We start from the raw sequence: 16,275 nt of genomic DNA, 5'->3' as shown, positions 1-16,275 counted from the left end.
TGTGCCCGGCATTAACGGCGCGCCGGGCCGGTGGGTGCTGCGCCGTGGCGCGACCTGGCGTGCGCCGCACGGACCGGGCTCGAGCATCGCTAGCAAGCAGGCGCATCCGGTGGTTCATGTGACGCTGGCCGATGCCCGCGCCTATGCGACATGGGCCGGCGGACGCCTGCCGAGCGAGGAAGAGTGGGAATATGCCGCCAGCACTGGCCTGCCCGACCCGGCCAATCGCTTTTCAGGGGCGGTCGATGCTGCGGGAAAACCCGTCGCCAATCACTGGCAAGGCGTGTTCCCGGTGATGAACAGCGGCGCGGATGGCTTCGAGGGCACCGCGCCTGTCGGTTGCTTTCCGGCAGATCGCAATGGCGTGCATGATCTGATCGGCAATGTCTGGGAGTGGACCGACAGTCCGGCGAATGATGTGAGCAACATTATAAAGGGCGGGTCGTTTCTGTGTGCCGCGAATTATTGTGCGCGCTACCGTCCCGCTGCACGCCAGGCGCAGGAACGCGACTTTTCGTCGAACCATATCGGCTTTCGCATCGTTCGCGACATCCCGAAGGCTGGTCAATTGGGCCAGTAAACCAGTTCATCTGATCTGGTCACCCGTTGCGCCAGCGTCTTGTCAATGGCAATCGGGGCTTCAATGGTGTGCGGGTACAGCGGTTTGCGCGCACCCTTCTGGTGATTGGCGAGCAGTCGCTTCAACGCAGCAACCTTCGCTGGATTGCTGGCAACAAGATCGCGCCGTTCGCTTGGGTCATCCTTCAGGTTGAACAGCCAGGTTTTGGCGGGTCTTTCGCTTACCTGCAGCTTCCAGTCGCCCTGACGCACCACCTTGTAATAGGCGCTCTGCCAGAAGATCGCATCGTTTGCGCGCTTGCTCACCGGATTGTCCGCGCCTGCGCCAAAAATATCGACACCATCGATCGCCAGACCCGCAGGCAGTGTCGCTCCGGCCGCTTTGGTAAAACTCGGCATCAGGTCGATATGCGCCACGGGCGTATCGATGAGGGTGCCGGGCTGGATCATGCCGGGCCAGCGCACGAGCATCGGCACGCGGATGCCGCCCTCGAACAGCGTCAGCTTCCACCCGCGATAAGGCGCATTGACATCGGGCAGGCCGATATAACCCGCACCGCCATTGTCGCTGGAAAATACGATGATGGTGTTGTCGTCCAAACCCTGGTCCTTGAGAGCCGTCATGATCCGGCCCACCGATCGATCAAGCGCGCGCACCATCGCGGCATAGACGCGCAGCCGGTGCGGCGTGATATCGCCCACCGCCTCATAGTCGGCGCGGGTCGCCTGCAGCGGCGTGTGGACGTTCCAGTGCGCCAGATAAAGGAAGAACGGGCGGTTGCGATTGGCCTCAATCACCTTGATTGCCTCGTCGGTCCAGTAATCGGACAGATAGCCGCCGGGCTTGAACCAGTCGCTGGCGTTATAGCTGGTGGCGAACTGCATCCTTGCCCACAGAAACTTGTCAATTGGGTCAAAGTCGAGCTTGGCGTTGACGACATCTGGATCGTTTTCGGGCAAATGCAGGCCACTCTCCATGAGCAGGCTTTCATCGAAACCCTGCGCATTGGGGCCAAATTCCTTACCATCGCCCAGATGCCATTTGCCGATATGCACCGTGTGATAGCCCGCAGGTTTCAAAGCCTCGGCGATTGTCAGCTCGCTGCCTGGCAGGCCCTGATCGGCGAACGCAGGGCCGCCTTCGGCAAGCGCGGCGTTATAACTGACGGGCGGCAGACCGCTGTCGGCCTCTCGCGACAATGTGGACACGATCCGCCCCATCCCGTCAGGCGTCGGTGTGAACTCGAACCCGGTGCGCGTTGGGTACCGACCGGTCAGAATCATCGCGCGCGACGGTGCGCAGCTTGCCGTCCCGGCATAAGCGTTGGTGTAGTTGGCACCTTCGGCGGCCAGCCTGTCGATGTTGGGGGTCTTGACCCGCCCTCCGGCGACGCCGCCGCCAAAGGTCGAGATATCGTTGATCCCCAAATCGTCGGCGAGAATGAAGACGATGTTGGGCGGCCGTCTGGCTGGATCGAGCGATGGATTGGCCGGTCCCCGCTGCCACACCACTGCGCGATTGGGGCCGACTTCGGCCTTGCCGACATTTTTGGCCAGCATCAGCAGAACGGTGCTCTGATTGAACCACGCCCACGTACCGCCCACCAGCAGCAGCAACACCAGCGCCAAGAGTATCCGGCGGATCATGTCAATTGCGCACAGACGAACAGGATGCAGCAGCCCCACATGTCGACGACAACCTCGCGTTAACAGAATTTGTCATGCACTATGCCATAACTTGCAACAGGTCAAGCAGCGCTCCGTCGGACATGGGTTTGCTTGATGCGACGATATCCAAAGATAACCAAGGCAAGCATCCCAAACGCAGCCAAGAACAAAGCCCACCAATAATGCTTTGCTAACTTGTGCAGCGTGTTCTTGCCAATCTGCAGCGTTGAGTCATAGCCATCTGGCATTTCAAGCACACCATTGGCACGGGCATAAGTTTGGTAGTCCGCCATCAACTCGGCAAAGCGCGCGGGCTGAGCCGTTGCGAGATCGCGAGTTTCGCCAGGATCGATCGACAGGTCGAACAGCCGCCACTGGCCGTCACCATAAGGTTTCAGGTTGCGCACCAGCTTATGGGTGCCCTTGAACAATGCGGCATTGCCCGACACTTCAAAGCCGATCGGCGTTTCTGCGGCGCGCACGCTTTCGCTTTGTCCGTTCAGCAGCGGTACCAGCGACACGCCGTCGAATGTATCCGGCCCCGCCTGCCCGCCCGCCATTTCCAGCATCGTGGGGGCGATATCGCTCACCGTCGTCATCGCCCCGCTGCGCACCCTTGCGACGACACCCGGACCCGCGATCAACAGCGGCACATGCAGCCCACCTTCGCTAGTATAGAATTTGAACTTTGCGCCGGGCGATGCGGCGGCGTTGGCGAACTCCGGCCCGATGAACGCATAGGTGCCCCGTTCGCCCAGATTATCGGCCGAGACACTGTAGCCGTTGGCACGGGTCCACAGGCCCATCAGGGCAGACATCGCCATTGGATCGCTCGGTTCCGGCCCATTGTCGGATGTGAACACGAACACCGTATTGTTAAACTGACCAGTGCGCTTGAGGTGTGCAACCAGCCGCCCGATATGGTGGTCCATCGCCTCGATCATCCCGGCATTGATCGCCATGTGCCGCGCGAACAGGGCCTGCTCGCCGGGGTCAAGGTCTGCCCAGCGCCGGTTGGTGGCAGGCGGCGGCGCCAGTGGCGCACCTTGCGGTATCAACCCCATCGCCTGCGCCCGCTGCCAGCGCGCGATGCGCATGACCTCCCAGCCTTCGGTGTAGGTATCGAGATAGTTGCGCGTAAAGCGGGCCGGGGCCTGCACCGGAATATGGATCGCCTGAAAGCCGATGAACGCGAAAAATGGCTTGTCGCGGCTGTCTGCCTCCAGATAGCTGACCATCTTGTCAACCACGAACGCTGACGAGTAAAATTGCTTTGGCAGGCTTGCAGGCTTGCCATCCTCAAACCACGGTGCGGACTGGTAATAAGGGATGTACGACTTTTGCTCCCAATTATCCGCGCCCGATGCATCGAGCACGAACGAGCGGTCGAAGCCGTGACTGTTGGGCAGATCACCGGTGCCGCTGCCCATATGCCATTTGCCGGTCATGTAGGTTTTGTATCCGCGCTGCCGCAACCGGTCGGCAATCGTGCTGACCCCGGCATCGAGCCGCAAGCCATAGCCCGGCTTGCCGCGATGCTCAGGCGGGATGGTTTCGGGAATAGTGGCAACACCGGTGCGGTGGTTATCCAGCCCCGTCAGCAGCATCGCGCGTGACGGAGAGCATAAAGGCGAGGTGTAGTAGCGGGTAAAGACCTGCCCCCGCCGCGCGATGGCATCAAGATGGGGGGTGCGCGCCTCGCCACCAAGCGCGCCAATGTCCATGAACGCCAGATCATCGGCCAGCAGCACCACGAAATTTGGCGGGGTGCGCGCCCCCGACTGGCTCTTGCTCTTCGATGACGCGGCGATGGGCGCCCGTGTTGCCCCCTGGACTGCGTTCGCGCGATGCACCAGCGCGCCTGCGGCAAACAATGCGCAAATAAGCACGGCCAGCATTAGCCTCACACTGGCTTGTGCAATCGCCATGACCCAACCTCCCTAGCCGCAGGCGCGGGCAGACCCGCGAGATTGAGTCATAGGCTATGTCAATAATGTGGCGGTTGCAAGCTGGCGCGCGTGCAGCGGACGTTCGAGGATCAACTTTGCGGACGGAAGACGAGCGAGGCAGTTACCGGTACAGCAGTGCTGATCGCTGGGAGGTTCGCCACGGCGCGCAACTTCTCGATGCCACCTTCCATGCCAAACGCTGCCGCATCGACGATCAATGGCGCGACGGTCTGCACCTGCACGGCGTCGGGGGCGATCCGAGTTACCGACAACTTGGCATCAATGCTCTGCCTGGCGCCATGCAGATTGAGTTCGACCGGCACATTGAGAGCCGCCGCCTCACCCGGTTTCAGGTTCTTGATAAGTGCCGGATCGATTTTCGCGGTTAACGTGGCGTCGGGAAACGATGCAACCTCGAAAAGCATGTCACGCATCCGCTCATTACGGATATCGATATCGGTCTGCACGCTTGCCAGATCAATCGTCAAGGTGACGGCACCATCGTCTGCGACCGAACCTTCAACCGTCTCAAAGCGATGCGCTTCCCCAACATCGCCGGCCTTGACCGAAACGAAGGCGATGGTTGACTGGTCCGAAGCAAGCTTCCAGATACCATCGGACAGAGGTGCGGCTTGCTGGTCCTGTGCCGGCGTGCAAGCTGCCAACATTAGGGCAGTCACGAGAGCGAATGAACGGATCATCGGGGTCCTCCAGAATAGCTGAGCGATCTGGGTATAGGATGGCTTAGCAGCGATGTCACCGCCGCACGGGGGATTTCCTGCCGTATCTTAGCCAGCAGCGCGCAATGTTTCCTGATAGCCGGTCGAAATCTGCGGCGGTGCAGACTGCCTGAATTTCTGCAGACTGATCGGCAGTTCAAACAGTAGCCCGGTGCGATCATTCGCGGACCAGCGTGCCACGGCCCGCACCCGCAGATTCTCGCCGAGCGTCACCTCGAACTGCGTTCCCACCGGGACATCCCATAGGCCCTCAATCAGCGCTCCGCTTGGCGAAATGTTCTTGATCCGCGCCGGGTAGCAATAGCCGTCATGATGCAGGCCGATGGTGCGAAGCACTTTGTAGCGGACCTCGCGGCTGTTCTTGTGACCAACCGCTACCACCTGATCTTCGATACCGACCAGCGCCGCCTGGGCCTGTTCCAGGCTCATCGGTTTGCCGTAAATATAGCCCTGCACATGGCTGCAACCCAATGATCGGATCAGTTCCAGCTCGTCAATTGTCTCGGCACCCTCCGCTGTGGTTTCCATCTGCAGCGCTTCGGCCAGCGACACGATCGAGCGAATGATCGCGCTGTTGGCGCTGCCCTTTTGCGCTGCGCCACGCACAAAACTCTGGTCGATCTTGATCTTGTCGAACGGCGCTGTGCGCAGATAGCCAAGCGCTGAATAGCCTGTACCAAAGTCATCAAGCGCCAGCCGAACGCCGATGGCCTTGAGCCGTTCGAAAATGCGGGCGGCATCAAGCTTGCCGTCAAGAAACACGCTTTCGGTGATTTCGAGTTCAAGTCGCTCGGGGCTCAGCTGGCTTTGGGCGAGGGCATTGACTACCAGCGCGGGAAACGCCGGATCAGCAAACTGGATCGGCGACACGTTGACTGCGACGCGCACCTGGCTTGGCCACTGGGCCGCATCGGCGCAAGCGGTGCGCAGCACCCATTCGCCAAGCTGCATGATCAGCCCCGATTCCTCGGCAATCGGGATAAACGCGACGGGGCTGATGGGACCGCGCACCGGGTGGTTCCAGCGCGCCAGTGCCTCAAAGCCGCTGATCTTCTCGCTCGCGACATTGACGACCGGCTGATAAGCGATGCTCATCGTGCCCGCCTGCAGGGCAGCACGCAGATCGCTTTCCAGCGCTCGGCGTTCATGCGCCACCTTGTGCATGTCCTCGCTGTAGAATTTCCAGATACCGCGACCATTTTCCTTTGCTGAATACAGCGCAAGATCAGCATTGCGGATCAGCGTTTCAGACGTTGCCGAGCGACGGCCATCGGCAATTGCAATGCCCACCGATGCGCCGATCACGATCTGGTTGCCTTCGACCATGTAGGGATGGTTGAGGTTGATGATCACCGACTTCGCGATTTCCGCGAGGCGATCTTCGCTGATAATTCCCGGCAGCACGATCTGGAATTCGTCACCCCCAAGTCTGCCAACCTGCCCGTTATCACCGATCGTCCGCTTGAGCCGCTCAGACACCTGTTTCAGCAGCAGATCACCGATCGGATGGCCCAGTGTATCGTTGACCTGCTTGAAGCGGTCGAGGTCGAGCAGGAACAGCGCACACGGACTGGGCTCACCGCGATGGTTGGCCAATGCCTTGTCGAACAGCTCCTTTATGTACAGGCGGTTGGCAAGACCGGTCAGATTGTCGTAACGCGCCAGCTGGGTTACGGCTTCATGCGACCGCTTCACCTCGGTCAAATCGGTGCCATGACCGCGAAATCCCACGAACTGGCCGAATTCACTGTAAAATGGCCCACCTGAAAGCGACCAGGCCCGTTCTTCTTCGGCATCTGCAACGCGCACAGCAAGATCGGCAAAAGCGGTGCGGGCCGAAAAGTGGAAGTTGAATGTCCGCTCGCTGCCGCCCGTTTCCTGCGTGGGTTGCGCGATGACTGAGCTGAGCGGCTGTCCGATCACCGATTCTGCCTTGCCGCCGACAGCGTTCAGTGCCTGCGCACTGATATAGACAATCCGGCCATGCCGGTCGGTTTCCCAAAACCAGCCGCGCCCTGATTTTTCATAGTCAAGCAGCAACAGCCTCGCGCGCTCGTTGGATAGCCGCAACGCATCCTTTTCTTGCTCCTCTGCCCGGTCCTCAACCCGTCGCATCAGGGCAACCAGCAACATCGCCGGCAGAAAGACCATGGTTGCGACAAAATAGTTGAGCGCCCCGTCTGTGAGTATGGCACCCGTCGTCGCGGAACCGCTTGCCATGAACATCAGCATCCGGTGTGGAACAAGAACGACCAGCATCGGCAGCAAGGATCCAGCCAGGATCAGCATGCCAACCAGTTGTGCAATGTCTCCACCAGTGCCAGCCATCGCTGATACCGCATAGGCATTGGCAGCGCTGCCGATGCAGACAAGGATAGTGACAATTTGCGGAAAACGCGTTGCGACAAACTGCCTCACCCGCAGGCTGCGTGCCGGAATGATGAGCGCGACGTCGATCAGCAGCGCAAGCAGGGCCAAAAGCATGGTCAGCGAGATCAGACTGGGAAATTCGACGCGATCAATGGATAAAATCAGGCCAAGCGCCAGCGTTCTGGTGACCACAACAACCGGCCAAAGTGCACTCACTGCGAGCAGAGATCGAACCGGAATGCCGGAATAGTGGGAGTCCGGCTCAAGCTCGCGCGAGCCTGCCGATACCTGTTCCCCAGAATTTGCCATAATGGCCTTTGCGGCCTTCGATCCGAACATGCATTTTCGTTTAGCTGCTGTGCTTTAGTAAATGGTTACCGCTGCCGATCAGCTCATGTAAAAACTGCAAAAATAAGCTAATCATTGCGTCGTCTTGCTGATGCAAAAAACACTGCTCATTGGCATCCCCGCGATGAAACCCCATATCACCCAAATGCAGGGCTTGCGCACGACCATCGGATCAGAAATCCGCAAATTGTTTGCTGACCCGGGCGGCAAGACGCTTGAGATTTCGCGCACCGACAACGGGCTGTTCGGGCCTGGATCGATGGTGTGGCAGGTGCATGGCGATGTTACGACGATGATGGTGGGCGGCATTGCCGGGTTGATGCTTCAAATGCTCGATCCACGCGTGCTTGCCGGGGTTTGGGACCATTCGACCTTTCGGCAGGATATGCGCGGACGGCTGCGCAGAACCGCCGCCTTTCTGGCGCGCACGACTTACGGCGATCGTGACAGCGTAATGGCTGAAATCGCGCGGATCAGGCGCATCCATGACCATGTCAAAGGCGTCTTGCCTGATGGCACACCCTATAGCGCCAACGACCCGCAGGCTCTGGCGTGGGTTCATGTGACCGAAAGCACCTGCTTTCTCGACAGCTTCATCCGCTACCGGGCACCCTATATGGCGATGCGCAACCGTGACCGCTATTTTGACGAGATGGCAGAGATTGGCACAATGCTGGGCGCCGACCCGGTGCCGCGCAGTGATCGTGCGGCGCGACGGATGCTGCGCGATGCGCGGCCGATACTGGCCTATGATGATCGCACCCGGGAGGTCGCGGGTCTGTTGCTCAATCAGCCGGTGTCCAACCCAAGGCTGTTGCCGTTCCATCACCTGTCGATGCAGGCCGGGATCGATCTGCTGCCGACATGGGCACAGACCATGCACGGCTTGTCTGTACCACTGGCGGCGAGGATCGCGCTGCGTGGCAGCACGACTGGCATGGCGATGATCACGCGCTGGGCTTTGAGTGAAGGCAGCACCGTCAGGCGCAGCGCCGCCTGAGCGTCTTGGATCATGCGGCAGCGGTTAACCCAAAACCCGGCCAGCCACCGCCTCCAGCTTGGCCAGCAAAGCCGGGTCACGCGCTTCAGGGGCGGTAATCAGCGCGAAATCGAGACATGTGTCGATGGGACTGGCTGATCGGGTCGAGGGCAGGCTTGCGGCAAGCTGCAACAGCGTTGCCCTCGCCAGCGTGGCATTGGCCTGCATCTGGGCAATCACCGCCTCCACCTCGACATGCGCCTCGCCCTCGCGCCAGCAATCATAATCTGTGACCATGCCGATCAGCGCGTAAGGCAACTCAGCTTCGCGCGCGAGCTTCGCCTCCGGCATCGCCGTCATGCCGATAACGTCGCAGCCCCAGGCGCGATACATATGGCTTTCTGCGCGGCTGGAAAACTGCGGGCCCTCCATCGCCAGATAGGTTCCGCCGCGATGCACCGGTGCGCCTGCCGCCTCAGCCGCAGCCGCAGCCATCGCCGAAAGCCTCGGGCAGACCGGATCGGCCATCGACACATGCGCCACCATGCCGGTGCCAAAAAAGCTTTTGATGCGGTTGACGGTGCGGTCGATGAACTGGTCGGCGATCACGAAACTACCGGGCGGCAGATCTTCGCGCAGCGAACCAATGGCCGAAATCGCCAGCACATCGGTGCAGCCGGCCCGTTTGAGAACGTCAATATTGGCGCGTGCGTTGACATCGGTGGGGCTGATCCGGTGCCCCTTGCCATGGCGTGGCAGAAACACGAACCGGTGACCGTGCAAGGTGCCGATCACCAGATCATCCGATGCCTCGCCAAACGGGCTGTCAACGCGGATCGATTGTGCATCCTCAAGCCCGTCAATCGCATACAGGCCCGATCCACCGATCACGCCAATCGTCCATTCGCTCATATATGCTGCTCCCCTGCCACCTGGTTCAGGCCGACGAGTAACGCGCCCGACGCACCGCGCAACCGCTATTTCGCGGGCATGTCGGCGATCCATGCGCGGATCAGCGCCACGCCTTCGTCGTGCACCAGCGCCCTCCCCACTTCGGGCATGGCGACGCCAGGTTCAACCGATGCCATGCGGTGGACCATAATCGAACGGTCCGGCGCGCCCGGGTCTATCGCAAAATCATGCCCACCGCTGCCCCGGCCTGCTGCCACCGGGCGCTTGTAGATGCCGGTTGCGACATCAGGATTGTCGAAAATCCCATAGTTCAGGAACAGGCCCGAGTTGCTCGCCGACCCTTCCGGATTGTGACAGTGCCCGCAGTTGCTCATCAGATAGGCGCGTGCCCGGGCATCGAGTGAGCCCGTTGAGGCATCATTCCACACCGGGTCATCATTGCGGACGAGATTGCGAGGCCACATTGTCCGTTCTCGAAACCGCGTCATCATCGCCGGCTCAAAGTCCATATTGCTGAATGTCGGGCCGATGGGGACCACAGCGCCCCGGACTGAATGGCATTCCTTGCACTGGTTCTTGTTGGGCACCGCATAGCTAATCGTCTTCACCTCGCCCGATGGCTTGGTGACGGTAACCGGCACCCGCGTTCCCGACACTTTCAGATCGGCATCGCTGAGATCCGCGTTCCACACATAGGGCAGCGCCTCCCAGCTACCGGCGCGGCGCAACAGCACGCGGGTTTCGATGGGGCGGAAGGCTGCACCTTCGCCATATCCGAAGGTCTTGATGAGCGCGCTACCGACGGGAAAATCAACCCGGCTATCGCCGCGCACTGCTGCAATGTTGCCCTCAGGAACGTAAATAAGTCGCTGCTTTTCGGAATAGTCGGAAAAGAGCGGGGTGCGCAAACTATAGGCAATGAGCGCCAGATGAGGATTGTCCGTGCCTGGCCCGTTGAAGAACCCGAAATCAGAGAGCTTGCGCGGCAGCTCGTCCTGGGTGATTGCAGCATCATTGACAGCCACCGGTGCCGGGTGCGCGCTGACCAACAGCGTCGCCAGCGCCAATCCCGCAGCGATCAGGCGCAGCCTCGTCACCGGATTGCTGCCTCCATCGCTTCGGGCATCACAATCTTTGGCAGCCGCGGCGCTGCATCACCCGCCAGATTGGCGAGCGTGGGCTGGGCAGTGTTCAGCGGCTGATCAGAGCGCTCAAGGCCAAGGCTCAACGCCGGAACCGCGTCCGACGATGCGATGCCTGCGGTTGCGCCGCCAACACCATCCCACACAATCGGCGGGACCGAACCGCCAAACGCTGCCGCCAGCATCTCGCCACCCGAAAACTGCGGCGCAAAGCCCGCTTTGCCGTGAACATTGTCGCTGATCCGGACGTTGCGAACATTCGGCTGATATTTGGGGTCGTCATAAGGTTGCCGATAACCGATGATCATGATGTTTGATGACCCGTTGCCATCAAACACATTGTCGAACACTTCGATCTCCCGATTGGCCATCACCATGACGCCGGTGCCGCTGGGCACGCTCGCGACGATATTGCCCTTCGGCGCAAAATTAGGGGTATCGTTCTCGGCGATGATGTTGTCGAAGATGCGGACATTGTGGCCGCCCTGTTGCGGCAGGTTGGGCAGATCGAACACCAGTACGCCGCCGGTATTCTTGGTCGCAACATTGTCGTGAACATCAGCGTTGAAGCTGTTTTCAATCTCGATGCCGGCGACATTGAACCGGGCAATGGAGTTGCGTACGATGATGTTGCGCGATTGGCCAACGTAGATACCGGCGTCCGATGCGCCGATGACAAGCACCGAATCGATCAGCACGTTTTCAGATTCGACCGGGTAAATCCCATAGGCACCATTGGATTCCTTGGGTCCACCGGTCCATTCGACGCGCAGATTGTAATAGACGATATTGTCCGCGCCTTTTGATTTGATCGCATCGCCCTTGCTGTCTTCAACCGCGAAATCGCGCAGCACGACGCTGTCGGATGTCACCAGCAAGCCCTCACCCGCAGAGAGTTGCCCGCCAAAGTGCAGCACCGACTTGTCAGGCCCTGCCCCCTTGACCGTGACCTTGGCCACATCAAGCGACAGCCCGTCGGTCAGATCGAACCGGCCCTCGCCCAGCATGACGACATCGCCCGGTTCCGCCAGGATCAGCGCCTCTTGCAGACGCTCTTGCGCGCCTTGCCCAGCTGCAACGTTTATGTCCTTTGCACTCAGGTGCGGCGACAACGCCAGCAGCGCGCCGAATGTAACCATATGCGCTATTTTGCGTTTCATGCCTGTCCTCTTTCGCGTAATTCACCGCATGGCCATGTCAGCCTTGTTAAGCGGAAGGCTAAACCGAAACATCGTGGAGAACAATATGCGCCTTTGGTCAAAGCTTTGCATAACTCTAGGGCTGGCATGCCTGCCAGCAAGCGCATTTGCTGCCAGCCCGATTGAAGGCAGTTGGTATACCCAAGGCAAACGGGCCATCGTCACGATTCAGCCATGCGGTGCCAATATGTGCGGCAAGATCACGCGGTTCATTGAGCAACCAAAGGATGGCGTCACCACCGACGTCAACAATCCTGATCCCGTGCAGCGCAAACGCAAATTGCTCGGGCTGCCAATTCTCACCGGATTTACCGCAGACGGCAGCAAATGGCGTGGCAGGATATATGATCCTGAAAGCGGCAAGACCTACAGGTCAGTGGTTACGCGCGGCAAGAACAACGCGCTGTCGGTGGAAGGATGCATCGCGATGTTCTGCCAAAAACAAACTTGGACTGCCGTCAAGTAAGCTAAAATGTAACGGTAACAATGATAGCGGGTCGGCCCGGTTCCTGCTCAAAACCAAAGCCGACCCGCCTCTTCCAGCCCGGTCCAGGAGCGACCCGCCGGGTTTGAAGCTCAGTATCTCAATCTGAATTAGGGTGCGCTGCCACTGGCACTCAGTGCCTGATCGTTCAAAAAGCGGTCTGCTTCCCAGATCAGTGCGACGACGTCACGCAAGCCGGTGCGATCATGGCGCCAAAATCCATTGTCACGCAGTTGAACCGCAAGATCGCGTAACGTCTTCTGCGCATGGACAATTTCATCCGCCCCAGCAGCGCCATCGGCATGATCCAGCGCGAGACGCAGAACCTGGCAGGCGGTGGCAATTGCGTCTGCGCAATTACGAGCCTCCGCATCGCATTCACCATGGCTTGCTGTGTCGTGCAGGACATCGTCGAAAGACATCGCGCTGGTATTTGAGGTTTGGTTATTCGTCATGCTGCCCGGAGTATATTATATTACGCCGGTACGAAAGTATGTTACGGCAACTTGAAGCAATGTAACGCCGACACGTTACGTCGTAACCCTAATATCGTTCCCCTGATCAGGTGAAATCAATAGACCGGACATGATGATATCGAGCGTGTGATCGGCATAGTCATCGCGCATCTTCTCGGTCACTTCGCTCTGATCATAGCAATGATACAGCACCAGCTTTGCCGAAAAAAAACGGTCTGCAGCCCCCGTTACAGTAAAATAAAACAGCTGCGGGTCCACCGGGCGGAACACACCCTTGGTCACACCTTCCTCGATCAACCGCGTATAGGCGTGCGAAATAGGCAGTAGATAGTCATCGGCAATCTTGCGCGCGGTTTCAGGCGAGGCATCGCGCACCATGCGCATCAAAAGGCGGTTGAGATAGGGAAACCGGAAATATGTACCGATCACCGCGCGGATATGCACGCGCAGCTTTTCATCGGGCGGAAAATCCTTGGCGATGAGGGCATCCAGGCTGTTGACGATGTTGCGCATGTCGCGCTCAAGCAGCGCCAGCATCAACCCCTGCTTGTTGCCGAAATAATATTTGACTAAAGCGCTGTTAAGCCCGGACCTGAGTGACAGTTCGCTCAGCGAGATATCCACTGTATCGCCATCGCGCATGATCTGGCTGGCCGCCTCAATCAATTGTTCGCGCGCGCCGCGTTCGCCAAACGTGCCATTGTCCGTGGCTGGGTCATTCATAATCCGGTTCTTCCCACCAAGGGTAGAAGTCCGGCATATCCGATCCGACACGATCAGGATAGACGGGCGCGCGCTTGCCCAGAAAGCTCGCCACCCCTTCGGCCGCATCGCCCGACTGCGCCCGGGTGTAAATGGCGCGGCTGTCAATCCGGTGCGCGTGCATCGGGTGCGGCGCAGACGGAATGCGCCACAGCATTGCGCGTGTCAGCGCGATCGACACCGGCGCGGTGTTGTCGATGATTTCGCGCGCCAGGGCCGTCGCAGCGGGGATTAGATCGTCGGGTGCGTGAATGGATCGCACCAGCCCGCCCGCCAGCGCTTCATCCGCGCTGAACACGCGCCCGGTCATGCACCATTCGAGCGCCTGTTGCTGACCAACAAGCCGCGGCAGGAACCACGCTGAGGCGGCTTCAGGCACAATCCCGCGCCGGGCGAAGACAAAACCGAATTTTGCATTGGTGGAAGCCAGCCGCATGTCCATCGGCAGTTGCATCGTCGCACCGATGCCGACGGCGGCGCCGTTGATGGCACCGATCACCGGTTTGGTGCAGCGGAAGATCCGCAGTGTCAGCTGGCCGCCGCCATCGCGCACCCGGACATCCGATAGATCAGTGACCCGCTCTGCGCTCGCAAACGGCCCGCCGCCGCCATCAGGCGTGAGGTCGGCGCCAGCGCAGAACGCCCTGCCCTCGCCCGTAACAATCACCGCGCGGACATCATCATCGGCGTCGATCAGGCCAAACGCCGCGTTCATCTCGTGCATCATCGCGTTGGTGAAGGCGTTGAGTTTTTCGGGCCGGTTGAGGGTGATCGTGGCGATGCCTTCGGCAACGTCATAGCGGATCGTTTTATATTCGCTCATGGTGCACCCCTAGCCTTCTGCCCGCTCCAAGAAGGAGGATGGCCTGCGGTCAACGCGGTGCCATGCGGATGGCGCCGTCGAGACGCACGTCCTCACCGTTGAAATAACCGCATTCAATCATGGTCAGCGCCAGCTGTGCATATTCGTCCGGATTACCGAGGCGCTTGGGATATGGCACCGATGCACCCAGTGCATCCTTGACCGCATCAGGCGCAGCCGCCAGCAGCGGTGTATTGAAAATGCCCGGCAGGATGGTGTTGACGCGGATGTTCTCTGACGCGAGATCACGCGCAATCGGCAAAGTCATGCCGACGACACCGCCCTTGGACGCGGAATATGCCGCCTGACCGATCTGGCCATCTTCCGCCGCGACCGACGCGGTGTTGACGATTGCGCCGCGATCGCCATCGGGGAGCGGATCAAGCGCCATCATGCCCGCTGCCGATTTTGCGATGCAGCGGAAGGTGCCAACCAGATTGATCTGGATGATCCAGTTGAACGCATCGAGCGGGAAATGCTTGATGCTGCCGTCCTGCTTTGACCGGCTTGCGGTCTTGATCGCGTTGCCGGTGCCCGCGCAATTGACCAGTATACGTTCCTGTCCAATCGCGGCGCGCGCCTTTTCAAAGCCCGCATCAACGCTGGCATCGTCGGTCACATTGACTTCGCAGAACACACCGCCGATCTCATCGGCGAGCGCGGTGCCCTTTTCTTCCTGCAGATCGAAAATCGCGACCTTGACGCCCTTGGCGGCAAGCGCCCGCGCAGTCGCCGCGCCAAGGCCCGATGCGCCGCCGGTCACGATTGCGGAGATAGTGGAATCGAGTTTCATATGGATGTCCTAGAGCTAGATATCATTGTCAGCACCTCTCCTTGCCGGGAGGATTGGATCAGGCCTTAGCCCAACCGCTCGATGATCGTGACATTGGCCTGGCCGCCGCCTTCGCACATCGTTTGCAGGCCGTATTTACCGTTGGTGCGCTCCAGCGAGTTGAGCAGGGTCGCCATCAGCTTGGTGCCCGATGAGCCGAGCGGATGTCCCAGCGCAATTGCGCCGCCATGGATGTTCAACTTGGCATGGTCACCGCCCAGATATTTCAGCCAGGCGAGCGGCACCGGCGCGAACGCTTCGTTGACCTCATACAGATCAATGTCGTTGATGCTCATACCCGCGCGTTTGAGCGCCTTCTCAGTAGCGAACAACGGTTCTTCGAGCATGATCACCGGATCACCGCCGGTCACCGAGACGTGATGGATGCGTGCGCGCGGGGTCAGGCCATGATCCTTGAGCGCTTGTTCTGAGACGATCAGCACAGCCGACGCGCCGTCACAAATCTGGCTGGCGTTGGCGGCAGAGATCGAACCGCCGTCCTTGATGGTCTTGACCCCTGCAATGCCTTCGAGCGTTGCATCAAAGCGAATGCCTTCATCGACCTTGTGCCAATCCTTGCCTTCGGGCGTATCGATTTCAAGCGGAACGATTTCTTTATCGAACGCGCCTGCATGCGTGGCTGCTGCCGCACGGCGGTGGCTTTCGAGCGAATAGGCGTCAAGGTCAGCCTTGGTCTGGCCGTGCTTGGCTACAATCATTTCCGCCCCATCAAACTGGCTGAACATGATGCCGGGATAGGCCTTTTCGAGCCGCTCCGATTTGTAATTGCCCAGGCCTTCTTTCATGAACAGCATCGCGGTTGATCCCATCGGTACGCGCGTCATGCTCTCGATGCCGCTGGCCAATACGATATCCTGCGTACCGCTCATCACCGCCTGCGCGGCAAACTGCATCGCCTGTTGCGATGATCCGCACTGGCGATCAATGGTCACCGCCGGGATGCTGTCGGGCA

The 16,275-nt window shown here is 59.8% G+C and carries 15 protein-coding genes; 3 read left to right on the top strand and 12 right to left on the bottom strand.

Features of this window, described 5'->3' with window-relative positions; translation table 11 throughout:
* Positions 1 to 580: SUMF1/EgtB/PvdO family nonheme iron enzyme (locus ACEW8G_RS14400; protein ID WP_373489094.1), on the top strand; the 580-nt coding region annotated here is incomplete at its 5' end.
* On the opposite strand, the gene ACEW8G_RS14395 is transcribed toward ACEW8G_RS14400, so the two are convergent.
* From ACEW8G_RS14395 to ACEW8G_RS14380, 4 genes are all read right to left on the bottom strand, one after another.
* On the bottom strand, positions 565 to 2,226 hold the full coding sequence (locus ACEW8G_RS14395; protein WP_373489093.1) for a sulfatase: 1,662 nt from the start codon (positions 2,224 to 2,226) through the stop codon (positions 565 to 567). The genes ACEW8G_RS14400 and ACEW8G_RS14395 overlap by 16 nt on opposite strands.
* 101 nt (positions 2,227 to 2,327) lie before the next feature.
* The gene (locus tag ACEW8G_RS14390) at positions 2,328 to 4,175 is read right to left on the bottom strand and encodes an arylsulfatase (protein WP_373489092.1); all 1,848 of its coding nucleotides are present in this window, start codon (positions 4,173 to 4,175) and stop codon (positions 2,328 to 2,330) included.
* Positions 4,176 to 4,285: 110 nt separating this feature from the next.
* Positions 4,286 to 4,897 carry a YceI family protein gene (locus ACEW8G_RS14385; protein WP_373489091.1) on the bottom strand — a complete coding sequence of 204 codons (612 nt, stop codon included), beginning with the start codon at positions 4,895 to 4,897 and terminating at the stop codon, positions 4,286 to 4,288.
* An 87-nt stretch (positions 4,898 to 4,984) separates the two neighbouring features.
* Positions 4,985 to 7,615: an EAL domain-containing protein gene (locus tag ACEW8G_RS14380; protein WP_373489090.1), complete on the bottom strand. Its 2,631-nt coding sequence runs from the start codon at positions 7,613 to 7,615 to the stop codon at positions 4,985 to 4,987.
* 163 nt (positions 7,616 to 7,778) lie between these two features.
* Here ACEW8G_RS14380 and ACEW8G_RS14375 point away from each other — a divergent pair, with 163 nt between their 5' ends.
* Positions 7,779 to 8,654, top strand: a complete 876-nt coding sequence (locus ACEW8G_RS14375; RefSeq protein ID WP_373489089.1) for an oxygenase MpaB family protein — start codon at positions 7,779 to 7,781, stop codon at positions 8,652 to 8,654.
* A gap of 24 nt (positions 8,655 to 8,678) precedes the next feature.
* On the opposite strand, the gene ACEW8G_RS14370 is transcribed toward ACEW8G_RS14375, so the two are convergent.
* The 3 genes from ACEW8G_RS14370 to ACEW8G_RS14360 all read right to left on the bottom strand — a co-directional run bounded on the left by ACEW8G_RS14370 (position 8,679) and on the right by ACEW8G_RS14360 (position 11,847).
* A complete protein-coding gene (locus ACEW8G_RS14370; RefSeq protein ID WP_373489088.1) occupies positions 8,679 to 9,545 on the bottom strand; it encodes an S-methyl-5'-thioadenosine phosphorylase in 867 nt (288 codons plus the stop codon).
* A 65-nt stretch (positions 9,546 to 9,610) separates the two neighbouring features.
* Positions 9,611 to 10,642 (bottom strand): SO2930 family diheme c-type cytochrome, encoded by a 1,032-nt coding sequence (locus ACEW8G_RS14365; RefSeq protein ID WP_373489087.1) that lies wholly within the window; start codon positions 10,640 to 10,642, stop codon positions 9,611 to 9,613.
* Positions 10,639 to 11,847: a parallel beta-helix domain-containing protein gene (locus ACEW8G_RS14360; RefSeq protein ID WP_373489086.1), complete on the bottom strand. Its 1,209-nt coding sequence runs from the start codon at positions 11,845 to 11,847 to the stop codon at positions 10,639 to 10,641. Before ACEW8G_RS14360 ends, ACEW8G_RS14365 begins: the two co-directional genes overlap by 4 nt.
* Before the next feature lie 28 nt (positions 11,848 to 11,875).
* Here ACEW8G_RS14360 and ACEW8G_RS14355 point away from each other — a divergent pair, with 28 nt between their 5' ends.
* Positions 11,876 to 12,352, top strand: coding sequence for a DUF2147 domain-containing protein (locus ACEW8G_RS14355; RefSeq protein ID WP_373489085.1), 477 nt, complete (start codon positions 11,876 to 11,878; stop codon positions 12,350 to 12,352).
* 128 nt (positions 12,353 to 12,480) lie between these two features.
* On the opposite strand, the gene ACEW8G_RS14350 is transcribed toward ACEW8G_RS14355, so the two are convergent.
* The 5 genes from ACEW8G_RS14350 to ACEW8G_RS14330 form a co-directional block, all read right to left on the bottom strand.
* Complete coding sequence (locus ACEW8G_RS14350; RefSeq protein WP_373489084.1) at positions 12,481 to 12,825, bottom strand: hypothetical protein; 345 nt, start codon at positions 12,823 to 12,825, stop codon at positions 12,481 to 12,483.
* 75 nt (positions 12,826 to 12,900) lie between these two features.
* Positions 12,901 to 13,569, bottom strand: a complete 669-nt coding sequence (locus tag ACEW8G_RS14345; protein WP_373489083.1) for a TetR family transcriptional regulator — start codon at positions 13,567 to 13,569, stop codon at positions 12,901 to 12,903.
* Positions 13,562 to 14,431 (bottom strand): crotonase/enoyl-CoA hydratase family protein, encoded by an 870-nt coding sequence (locus ACEW8G_RS14340; RefSeq protein ID WP_373489082.1) that lies wholly within the window; start codon positions 14,429 to 14,431, stop codon positions 13,562 to 13,564. Before ACEW8G_RS14340 ends, ACEW8G_RS14345 begins: the two co-directional genes overlap by 8 nt.
* 49 nt (positions 14,432 to 14,480) lie before the next feature.
* On the bottom strand, positions 14,481 to 15,263 hold the full coding sequence (locus tag ACEW8G_RS14335) for an SDR family NAD(P)-dependent oxidoreductase (protein WP_373489081.1): 783 nt from the start codon (positions 15,261 to 15,263) through the stop codon (positions 14,481 to 14,483).
* 65 nt (positions 15,264 to 15,328) lie between these two features.
* Positions 15,329 to 16,275 (bottom strand): acetyl-CoA C-acyltransferase (locus tag ACEW8G_RS14330; RefSeq protein WP_373489080.1); only part of this gene is annotated, 947 nt, incomplete at its 5' end.

Origin of the sequence: Blastomonas sp. (assembly GCF_041747255.1) — a bacterium.
Taxonomy (GTDB): domain Bacteria; phylum Pseudomonadota; class Alphaproteobacteria; order Sphingomonadales; family Sphingomonadaceae; genus Blastomonas.
This window is presented reverse-complemented; position numbering and strand designations above follow the sequence as displayed.

Excerpts from the sequence above, each read along its gene's own strand:
- ACEW8G_RS14395 (WP_373489093.1), bottom strand. The coding sequence starts at position 2,226 with ATGATCCGCCGGATACTCTTGGCGCTGGTGTTGCTGCTGCTGGTGGGC.
- ACEW8G_RS14390 (WP_373489092.1), bottom strand. The coding sequence starts at position 4,175 with ATGGCGATTGCACAAGCCAGTGTGAGGCTAATGCTGGCCGTGCTTATT.
- ACEW8G_RS14385 (WP_373489091.1), bottom strand. The coding sequence starts at position 4,897 with ATGATCCGTTCATTCGCTCTCGTGACTGCCCTAATGTTGGCAGCTTGC.
- ACEW8G_RS14380 (WP_373489090.1), bottom strand. The coding sequence starts at position 7,615 with ATGGCAAATTCTGGGGAACAGGTATCGGCAGGCTCGCGCGAGCTTGAG.
- ACEW8G_RS14375 (WP_373489089.1), top strand. The coding sequence starts at position 7,779 with ATGAAACCCCATATCACCCAAATGCAGGGCTTGCGCACGACCATCGGA.
- ACEW8G_RS14370 (WP_373489088.1), bottom strand. The coding sequence starts at position 9,545 with ATGAGCGAATGGACGATTGGCGTGATCGGTGGATCGGGCCTGTATGCG.
- ACEW8G_RS14360 (WP_373489086.1), bottom strand. The coding sequence starts at position 11,847 with ATGAAACGCAAAATAGCGCATATGGTTACATTCGGCGCGCTGCTGGCG.
- ACEW8G_RS14355 (WP_373489085.1), top strand. The coding sequence starts at position 11,876 with ATGGCCATGTCAGCCTTGTTAAGCGGAAGGCTAAACCGAAACATCGTG.
- ACEW8G_RS14350 (WP_373489084.1), bottom strand. The coding sequence starts at position 12,825 with ATGACGAATAACCAAACCTCAAATACCAGCGCGATGTCTTTCGACGAT.
- ACEW8G_RS14345 (WP_373489083.1), bottom strand. The coding sequence starts at position 13,569 with ATGAATGACCCAGCCACGGACAATGGCACGTTTGGCGAACGCGGCGCG.
- ACEW8G_RS14340 (WP_373489082.1), bottom strand. The coding sequence starts at position 14,431 with ATGAGCGAATATAAAACGATCCGCTATGACGTTGCCGAAGGCATCGCC.
- ACEW8G_RS14335 (WP_373489081.1), bottom strand. The coding sequence starts at position 15,263 with ATGAAACTCGATTCCACTATCTCCGCAATCGTGACCGGCGGCGCATCG.